The sequence below is a fragment of the Oerskovia rustica genome (assembly GCF_014836555.1).
GTDB lineage: Bacteria > Actinomycetota > Actinomycetes > Actinomycetales > Cellulomonadaceae > Oerskovia > Oerskovia rustica.
Genome location: NZ_JACSQQ010000010.1, coordinates 120,989 through 129,524, shown reverse-complemented (window position 1 = coordinate 129,524; position 8,536 = coordinate 120,989). Strand labels below are relative to the sequence as shown.

The window sequence follows — 8,536 nt, the reverse complement described above, 5'->3', positions numbered from 1 at the left end:
GTACGCGATCCGAGGGCCCGGTGGTCCGGGCCCGACCTGCGGTGGTCGGGGGCCTCAGATCGCGTACTGCACGGGACGCTGCGAAGGACATCGCACGGCCGCCAGGGCGTCTCCGACCATTCCTGCTGCGAGGGTGCCGCCGTCCTGACCGTCGATCAGGAGGAAGGCACCGGTGCGACGCGAGGTGACGTACTCCTCGGCCGCGACGGGTGAGGCGAGGCGCAGGGTGACGCGCCCGATGTCGTTGAGCTCGAGCGCCTCCGCGGGCTCGAGCTCGGCGGTGTCGAGGTCCAGGCGCCCGACGACGTCGCGCACCACGGCCTGCACGGTGCGGGTCGTGTGCTTGAGCAGCACGCGGGTGCCGGGGCGCAGGGTCTTGTCGCTCAGCCACGCGACGGTGCCCTCGACGTCCTGCGTGACGTCGGGGGCGTCGGCCGCGGCTGCGATGAGGTCGCCGCGCGCGATGTCGATCTCGTCCGTGAGGCGGATCGTGACCGACTGCGGGGCGAAGGCCTCGGCGAGGGTGCCGTCGGCCGTGTCGATGCCCTCGACCGTGCTCTTCCTCCCGCTGGGCAGGACCACGACCTCGTCGCCCACGCGGACCACGCCCGAGGCGATCTGGCCCGCGTACCCGCGGTAGTCGCGGAACCGCTCCTCGAGCGCCGCGCCCTGGGGGCGCAGGACGACCTGGACGGGGAAGCGGAAGGCTTCGGTGTCGGGCGTCTCGGCCGCGGGGAGCTCCTCGAGCAGGTCGAGCAGGCTCGGCCCGTCGTACCAGGGTGTCTTGCCGTCGGGCCCGCCCGAGCGGTCGACGACGTTGACGCCCTCGAGCGCGGAGACGGGCAGCGTGAGGATGTGCGCGACGCCGAGCGAGGCCGCGGCCTCGCGGATCTGACCCGCTAGCTCCTCGTAGCGCCCCTGGCTGTAGTCGACGAGGTCGATCTTGTTGACGGCCACGATCACGTGCGGGACCCGCAGGAGGCTCGCGACGGCGAGGTGGCGGCGCGTCTGCTCCAGGAGGCCCTTGCGGGCGTCGATGAGCAGCACGACGACGTCGGCCGTCGACGCGCCCGTGACGGTGTTGCGCGTGTACTGCACGTGCCCGGGGCAGTCGGCCAGGATGAACGAGCGCCTGGCGGTCGCGAAGTAGCGGTAGGCGACGTCGATCGTGATGCCCTGCTCGCGCTCGGCGCGCAGGCCGTCGGTCAGCAGCGCGAGGTCGGCCGTGGCAAGGCCGCGGTCGCGCGAGACGCGCTCGACGGCGTCGAGCTGGTCCGCGAGGACGGACTTGGAGTCGAACAGCAGGCGGCCGACGAGGGTCGACTTCCCGTCGTCGACGGACCCGGCGGTCGCGAGGCGCAGCAGGGTGCTCGTGGGCAGCGGGTGCGTGGTGGTGGCGCTCACTAGAAGTACCCCTCCTTCTTGCGGTCTTCCATGGCGGCTTCGGAGATCCGGTCGTCGGCGCGCGTGGCGCCGCGCTCGGTGATGCGGGTCGCGGCGACCTCGGTGATGACGTCGTCGACCGTGTAGGACGTGCTCTCGACAGCGCCCGTGCACGACATGTCGCCCACGGTCCGGTAGCGCACGGTCTCGGTGCGCACGTTCGCTGCCTCGGCGTCGTTGCGGGGCTGGGAGTACGGCCCGACGGCGAGCAGCATGCCGTCGCGCTCGAAGACCTCGCGCTCGTGGGCGTAGTACAGGCTGGGCAGGTCGATCTTCTCGGCCGCGATGTAGCGCCAGATGTCGAGCTCGGTCCAGTTGCTCAGCGGGAACGCGCGGACGTGCTCGCCCGGGCGGTGGCGGCCGTTGTACAGGTTCCACAGCTCGGGGCGCTGGTTGCGCGGGTCCCACTGGCCGAACTCGTCACGCAGCGAGATGACGCGCTCCTTGGCGCGCGCCTTCTCCTCGTCGCGGCGCCCGCCACCGAACACGGCGTCGAACTTGTGGCCCGTGATGGCGTCGAGCAGCGGCTGGGTCTGGAGCGGGTTGCGCGTGCCGTCGGCGCGCTCCAGGAGGCGGCCGTCGTCGAGGTAGTCCTGGACGCTCGCGACCTCGAGGCGGGCGCCGAGGCGCTCGACCGTCGCGTCGCGGTACGCGAGGACCTCGGGGAAGTTGTGCCCGGTGTCGACGTGCAGCAGCGGGAACGGCACGGGGGCGGGCCAGAACGCCTTGGTCGCGAGGTGCAGCATGACGACCGAGTCCTTGCCGCCGCTGAAGAGCAGCACGGGGCGCTCGAACTCCGCGACGACCTCGCGGATGATGTGGATGGCCTCGGACTCGAGGGACTCGAGCTGCGTGAGGCGGTAGGTGGAGGCGGTCTCTGCGGTCTCTGCGGTCTCGGTGGGGGAGGCCGGTGGGGCGAGGGGGGCGGTCAAGGCGTCGCTCTTCTCGTCGGGGTGCGTGGGGTGGTCGGTCGGCACGTCGGTGGGCACCGTCTGGTGGTGCGTGGTCACGGCGCTCATACGTGGAGCCCGCACTCGGTCTTGTCGAGCCCGGCCCAGCGGCCTGCGCGCGGGTCCTCGCCGGGGGCGACGCGGCGCGTGCAGGGCGCGCAGCCGATCGACGGGTACCCGTCGTTGAGGAGGGGGTTCAGGATCACCTGGTGGTCGGCGGCGTAGCCGAGCAGGTCGTCGAAGGACCACGCGGCGAGCGGGTTGATCTTGACCAGCCCGTTCTTCTCGTCCCAGGTCACGAGCGGGGTGTTGGTGCGGGTCGGGGCCTCGTCGCGGCGCACGCCCGTGACCCAGACCTCGTACTCGCCGAGCGTGCGGGTCAGAGGTTCGACCTTGCGCATCGCGCAGCACGCAGCGGGGTCGCGCGACCAGAGGTCCTTGCCGTGCGCCGCGTCCTGCTGGGCCACGGTGAGCTGTGGCAGGACGTCGACGATCGTGACCTCCATCTGCTGCTCGACGGCGTCGCGCGTGCCCGAGGTCTCGGGGAAGTGGTAGCCGGTCTCGAGGAACAGGACGTCGACCCAGGGTGCCTGCTGCGCGACGACGTGCGGCAGGACCGCGTCGGCCATCGAGCACGCGACCGCGATCGCGTCGCCGAACTCGCGCACGGCCCACGCGACGACCTGCTCGGCGGTCGCTTCCGGGTGGTCGCTGTCCAGGGCGCCGGGCGTCCCTCGCCCGTGCAGCTCGGCCTGACCGCGCTCGACGATCGCTCGCAGCTCCTCGGCCGACCGCTTGGGGCGGGCGTTCTCGGTGCGCCGGGCGGCGTGCGCGGCCTTGGACGCGGCGCGCGCCTCGGTGCGTGCCTTGGCGGCGGCGCGCAGCGCGGCCAGCGGGTCGCCGCCGGTCGGCGCACCGGCCGTGCCCGCCGTGCCCGACGGCGCAGCTCCCACCGGGTGCACGGCCCCACCCGGGTCCGTGGTCGTCCCGCTCATCGCAGCGACTCCTCGTCCGCGCGGTGCGCCCACTGGGCGAAGCTCTCCTCGCCGTCCTTCTCCTTCTCGAACTGGCGCACGACGCGCTCGACGTACTCGGGCAGGTCGTCGTTGGTGACCTTGAGGCCGCGCACGGTGCGGCCGAGGCCGGCCTCCGCGCGGTCGTCCGAGGTCAGGCCGCCGCCCAGGTGGACCTGGAAGCCAGGGACCTGGTTGCCGTCGTCGTCCATCACGAGCTGGCCCTTGAGGCCGATGTCCGCGGTCTGGATGCGGGCGCACGAGTTGGGGCAGCCGTTGATGTGCAGCGAGAGCGGCTTCATCGTGGACAGGTCGCCGAGGCGCTTCTCGAGGTCGTCGATCGCGCGCGTCGCGGCGCCCTTGGTCTCGACGATCGCGAGCTTGCAGTACTCGATGCCCGTGCACGCGATGGTGCTGCGGCGGAACGGGCTCGGGTTCGCGTCGAGGCCCTGCTCCTTGAGCCCGGACACGACGCGCTCGAGGTGCTCGTCGGGGACGTCGAGCACGAGCAGCTTCTGGTGCGGCGTGAACCGCACGCGGTGGGACCCGGCCGACTCGGCGAGGTCCGCGACGGCCGCGAGGATGCTGCCCGAGACGCGCCCGACGTAGGGCGCGGCGCCGACGTAGTTGAGGCCGTCCTTCTGCTTGTGCACACCGATGTGGTCGCCCGGCTGGGAAGGCTGCGGGGCGGGCGGGCCGTCGGGCAGCGCGTAGCCCAGGTACTCGGTCTCGAGGACCTCGCGGAACTTCGCCGGCCCCCAGTCGGCGAGCAGGAACTTCAGGCGGGCCTTGTTGCGCAGCCGGCGGTAGCCGTAGTCGCGGAAGATCTGGACGACCCCGTGCCACACGTCGGCCACCTGCTCCTCGGCGACGAACGCGCCGAGGCGCTCACCGAGGCGGGGGTTCGCGGACAGGCCGCCACCGACCCACAGGTCGAAGCCGACGCCGAGCTCGGGGTGCTCGAGCGCGACGAAGCCCACGTCGTTGATCTCGTGGACCACGTCCTGGGAGGGGTGGCCCGTCACGGCGGTCTTGAACTTGCGGGGCAGGTTGGCGAGCTCGGGGACCCCGATGTACTTGTCGGTGATCTCCTTGATGACCCGGGCGGGGTCGATCAGCTCGTCCGCGGCGATCCCGGCGACCGGGCTGCCGAGGACCACGCGCGGGACGTCGCCGCACGCCTCGGTCGTCTGCAGGCCCACCGACTCGAGCCGCCGCCAGATCTCGGGCACGTCCTCGACCTCGACCCAGTGGAGCTGGATGTTCTGGCGGTCCGTGATGTCGGCGCTGTCGCGGCCGAAGTCGCGCGAGATGTCCGCGATGACGCGCAGCTGCTCGGTCGTGACCGCGCCGCCGTCGATGCGCACGCGGAGCATGAAGTACTTGTCCTCGAGCTCGTGCGGCTCGAGCGCCGCGGTGCGCCCGCCGTCGATCCCGGGCTTGCGCTGCGTGTACAGGCCCCACCAGCGGAAGCGTCCGTGCAGGTCGTCGCCCGTGATCGAGTCGAAGCCCTCACGGGAGTAGACGTCCTCGATGCGTTGGCGCACCGAGAGGCCGCCGTCCTCCTGCTTCCACTTCTCGTTGCCGTTGAGCGGCTCCTTGCCGTCGACGGCCCACTGGCCGTTGGGCCGGGCGACGCGCGCTGGGCGGGCCGGGCGCTCGGGGCGAGCGGCGGCGTCGGGCACGTGCGGGGTGGCCGCGGTGCCGGCGGCCGTGTCGGCCGGTGCGGTGGTGCTGCTGCCCGCCGGCTGACCGGCGACGGGGGTCGCGTCAGTGGCGGTGTTCGGCGGCGTCATCGTGCTCCTCGTGGGGGGACGTGGGCACGCGGACCGAAGGACTCAGCAAGGAACGAGGGGGCTGAGGGCCGACCACGCGCGCCCTTGGCTCAGGAAGATGGCGAGCGGTCGGCGAGGACGGCTCGGGCTGAGTCAGGCGCGGGTCAACAACAACAGCAGGAGCTGTTGCGGGCGCAGGCCGTCGACTCGTGACGTGCCGTCACGAGGAGGAGGTGCGCTGCCGTGGTCATGGCGGGAAATCTACAGAGGCAGCGGGTGAATGAACACCCCCTGTCCGCATGGTGGATGGGTGTCTCAGACTTCGGCGGCCGTGGAGGGAGGGTGAGCGGGTCCGAGACGTCGTCGGACCCGCTTCACCACGCCGTGGCGTCGGACGGTCGTCGTCGGTGCAGTCAGTGCCGTGAGCGCCGCTGCCCGCCCGTGCGGGCTCCGGCCGTGCGCCGCGGTGCCGAACCCGGCCGGACGCCGCCCCACAGGGCGACCCACTGCGGGGCCGTGAGCTCCCGGGCCAGCGCCGAACCGAGGCGCTCGCGCGCGAGCAGCGACGCGGCGTCGTCGTCGAGCAGGCCACGTCGGCGCAGGACGTCCGCCAGGCCGCGGCCGCGGCCCGTGAAGACGTCGGCGACGAACCGCTGGTAGGCGGCGCGGTCGCCCGCCGGGAGCAGCGCGCGACGGGTCACGCGCAGCAGGCCGCCGTCGGTCCCGGGGGACGGGCGGAACGCGCGGGCAGGGACGCGGCCATGGAGCTCGAACGAGAACCACGGCCACCACTGCGCCGTGAGCAGGGTCGCGCCGCCGACCCCCGCCCGGCGTCGCGCGACCTCCCACTGCACGAGGAGGACCGCGTGCGACCAACCGGGCTCGTCGAGGAGCTTGCGCAGGATCGCGGTCGTGACGTGGAACGGGACGTTGCCGACCACCACGTGCGGCTCGGCGGGGTGGGGAAAGTGCAGGTAGTCGGCGTGCCGGACGTCGACCCGGGCGGACGGGCCGGCCCGCCCGGCCAGGCGGCGGCGCAGGCGCGCGACGTGGCGCCCGTCGATCTCGACCGCGACGACCGGGCGGCCGAGACGGGCGAGCGGCACCGTGATCGCGCCGTCGCCAGGCCCGATCTCGAGGATCGGGCCGGAGGTCCGGGCGACCAGGTCGACCATCGTCGCCGGGACGCGGGGGTCGGTGAGGAAGTTCTGGCCGTGCTCGTGACGACCGTCGGACGGGAGGTGGGACATGGGAGGCTCCGGGGCGTGGGTGGACGCCGGGCAGCACGAGACGGCCGCTCCGGCAGGGACCGGGGCGACGGAGCCGAGAAGAGGGGTCCGCCGCTAGGAGCGGCGGAGGCGGCTGTAGAACGCGCAGGACGCGCCGAAGGCTGACATGGCGCCGACCCTACGGCGGGGGCGCGCGGGGGAGCGAGGGCTTTTCGTGGCGCGCGACGGTGTGGCGTCGATGGTTCAGGCGCCCCGGGGGAGCGGCGCCCGGGGGTGAGCAGCGCCACGCCGATCTTTTTCCGACAGACGCGTCAGCAAACTAGGATGTGGCCATGGAAATCGTCTACAACGTGTTCGCGGTCCTGCACTTCGTCGGCTGGGCCATCGTCCTCGGCGGCTACTTCGTGTCGCTCAAGTCCGCCGCGCTCAACAAGGGCGTCTTCCACGGTGCCGCGACGGCCGCCGTCGCGGGCATCCTCATGGTCGGCGTGGCCGAGATGAGCGGCATGTGGGACGACGGCGGCCCCAGCATGATGAAGATCGGCATCAAGCTCGTGATCGCCGTGATCATCGCCGTCCTCGCGTTCGTCGGCGTGCGCCAGGGCGACAAGATCTCGCCCGCGCTCAAGCACTCGATCGGTGGCCTCACGCTGGTCAACATCATCGTGGCGGTCTTCGTCTAGGTGCCGCGTCGCGTCGCACCGGCCTGCCTGCCGGTCCTGGCGCGTGCAGCTCGTTCGTCGTGGGTGACGGCGTCGCGTGGGCACCGCCCCGTTCGTGGTGCGTACGCGACGCCTCCGACGTGCGAGGGTGTCACCCGTGAGCATCGCTGGAGAGATCGTCGTGGGCCTGGTGATCCTGGTCGGGCTGGCCGGGATCGTCGTGCAGGTCCTGCCGGGCAACACCCTCGTGGGAGGGGCCATCCTCGTGTGGGCGATCATGACGGGCGGCACGGCCGCCTGGGTCGTGTTCGCAGTGGCCGCCACGTTCATCGTCGCGGCCGAGGGCGGTCAGCTCCTGCTCGCCGGACGGCACATGCGGCGTGCCGAGGTCCCGTGGTCGACGCTCGCGTGGGGCGGTCTGGCGGGTGTCGTGGGCTTCTTCGTCATCCCCGTGGTCGGGCTGTTCGTCGGCTTCGTGGCAGCGGTCTTCGTGGCCGAGCTGATCCGCCGCCGCGACCGGCGCGCCGCGTGGCGGGCGACCGTCGCCGCGCTGCAGGCCACGGGCATCACGATCGTGGTCCAGCTGCTGGGCGGGCTGCTCGCCACCGTGACCTGGGGCGTAGGTCTCGCACTGACGTGAGCCGGCGCCGTGAACGGCGCCGAGAACGGCCTTGAGGCTGTTCCGAGCAGCAGAACGACCGTAACCCCGTCCTCGACCGCCTCGACCGCCTCGTCGGGTCCGGTCGGGGACGTGGGAGAAGGTCAGTCCCCGAGCCGCGCCCGCAGGCGGTGCTCCAGCCCGACCCGCACGGTCGGCCACTCGGCGGCCGTGATCGAGTAGACGACGGTGTCGCGCAGCGTGCCGTCGTACCCGATCTGGTGGCTGCGCAGCACCCCGTCGAGCTTGGCGCCCAGGCGTTCGATCGCCGCGCGCGACTGCCGGTTGTGGAAGTGCGTGCGCAGCTCGACCGCGATCGCGTCGAGGTCGTCGAACGCGTGGCCCAGCAGCAGGAGCTTCGCTGCGGGGTTCGCGCCCGTGCCCTGCGCTCCCGCACGCTGCCAGGTGGCGCCGATCTCGACGCGCCGGTTGAGGGGGTCGATCCCGAGGAACGTCGTGACGCCCAGCACCTGGTCGTCGGCGGTGCGGGCCACGACCCACGGGTTGGCCGTCCCCGCCTCACGGGCGGCGATCTTGTCCTGGATGTACACCGCCATCTCCTCGGGGGTCGGCACCGAGGTGTACCAGGCGTTCCACAGCTCGCCGTCGCGCACGGCCTCGACGAGGGCGTCGTGGTGGTCCGCCCGCAGCGGGACGAGGCGCACGAGCGGTCCGGTCAGTGTCACGGGATCGGCGAAGACGTTCACGTCACGACCCTATCCGGCGCGTGGTCGGGTGCGCCCGGGAGCCCTGAGAGTGGTCGCAGGGTGGCCGGTGGCCGAGAACGGGGTTGGGGGGGGGCCCGG

8 protein-coding genes are annotated in these 8,536 nt (G+C 72.6%); 2 read left to right on the top strand and 6 right to left on the bottom strand.

Translation table 11 applies throughout. The annotated features are described in order from the left end of the window. Positions 1 to 54 precede the first annotated feature (54 nt). The 5 genes from H9652_RS07995 to erm form a co-directional block, all read right to left on the bottom strand. Positions 55 to 1,404 (bottom strand): sulfate adenylyltransferase subunit 1, encoded by a 1,350-nt coding sequence (locus tag H9652_RS07995; RefSeq protein WP_191795783.1) that lies wholly within the window; start codon positions 1,402 to 1,404, stop codon positions 55 to 57. Next, positions 1,404 to 2,462, bottom strand: coding sequence for a sulfate adenylyltransferase subunit CysD (gene cysD / locus H9652_RS07990; RefSeq protein ID WP_191795782.1), 1,059 nt, complete (start codon positions 2,460 to 2,462; stop codon positions 1,404 to 1,406). The genes H9652_RS07995 and cysD overlap by 1 nt, the downstream gene beginning before the upstream one ends. After that, entirely contained in the window at positions 2,459 to 3,388 is a 930-nt protein-coding gene (locus H9652_RS07985) for a phosphoadenylyl-sulfate reductase (RefSeq protein WP_191795781.1), read from the bottom strand. The genes cysD and H9652_RS07985 overlap by 4 nt, the downstream gene beginning before the upstream one ends. Continuing rightward, positions 3,385 to 5,202, bottom strand: a complete 1,818-nt coding sequence (locus H9652_RS07980) for a nitrite/sulfite reductase (RefSeq protein ID WP_191795780.1) — start codon at positions 5,200 to 5,202, stop codon at positions 3,385 to 3,387. The genes H9652_RS07985 and H9652_RS07980 overlap by 4 nt, the downstream gene beginning before the upstream one ends. A 392-nt stretch (positions 5,203 to 5,594) precedes the next feature. Next, on the bottom strand, positions 5,595 to 6,431 hold the full coding sequence (erm, locus tag H9652_RS07975) for a 23S ribosomal RNA methyltransferase Erm (RefSeq protein WP_191795779.1): 837 nt from the start codon (positions 6,429 to 6,431) through the stop codon (positions 5,595 to 5,597). A gap of 311 nt (positions 6,432 to 6,742) precedes the next feature. Here erm and H9652_RS07970 point away from each other — a divergent pair, with 311 nt between their 5' ends. Then, a complete protein-coding gene (locus H9652_RS07970) occupies positions 6,743 to 7,093 on the top strand; it encodes a hypothetical protein (RefSeq protein ID WP_191795778.1) in 351 nt (116 codons plus the stop codon). Between the two features lie 136 nt (positions 7,094 to 7,229). Next, the gene (locus H9652_RS07965) at positions 7,230 to 7,712 is read left to right on the top strand and encodes a DUF456 domain-containing protein (protein ID WP_191795777.1); all 483 of its coding nucleotides are present in this window, start codon (positions 7,230 to 7,232) and stop codon (positions 7,710 to 7,712) included. A gap of 122 nt (positions 7,713 to 7,834) precedes the next feature. Here the strand turns inward: H9652_RS07965 and H9652_RS07960 are convergent, their stop codons facing one another. Continuing rightward, entirely contained in the window at positions 7,835 to 8,437 is a 603-nt protein-coding gene (locus H9652_RS07960) for a GNAT family N-acetyltransferase (protein WP_191795776.1), read from the bottom strand. Between the last annotated feature and the right edge of the window lie 99 nt (positions 8,438 to 8,536).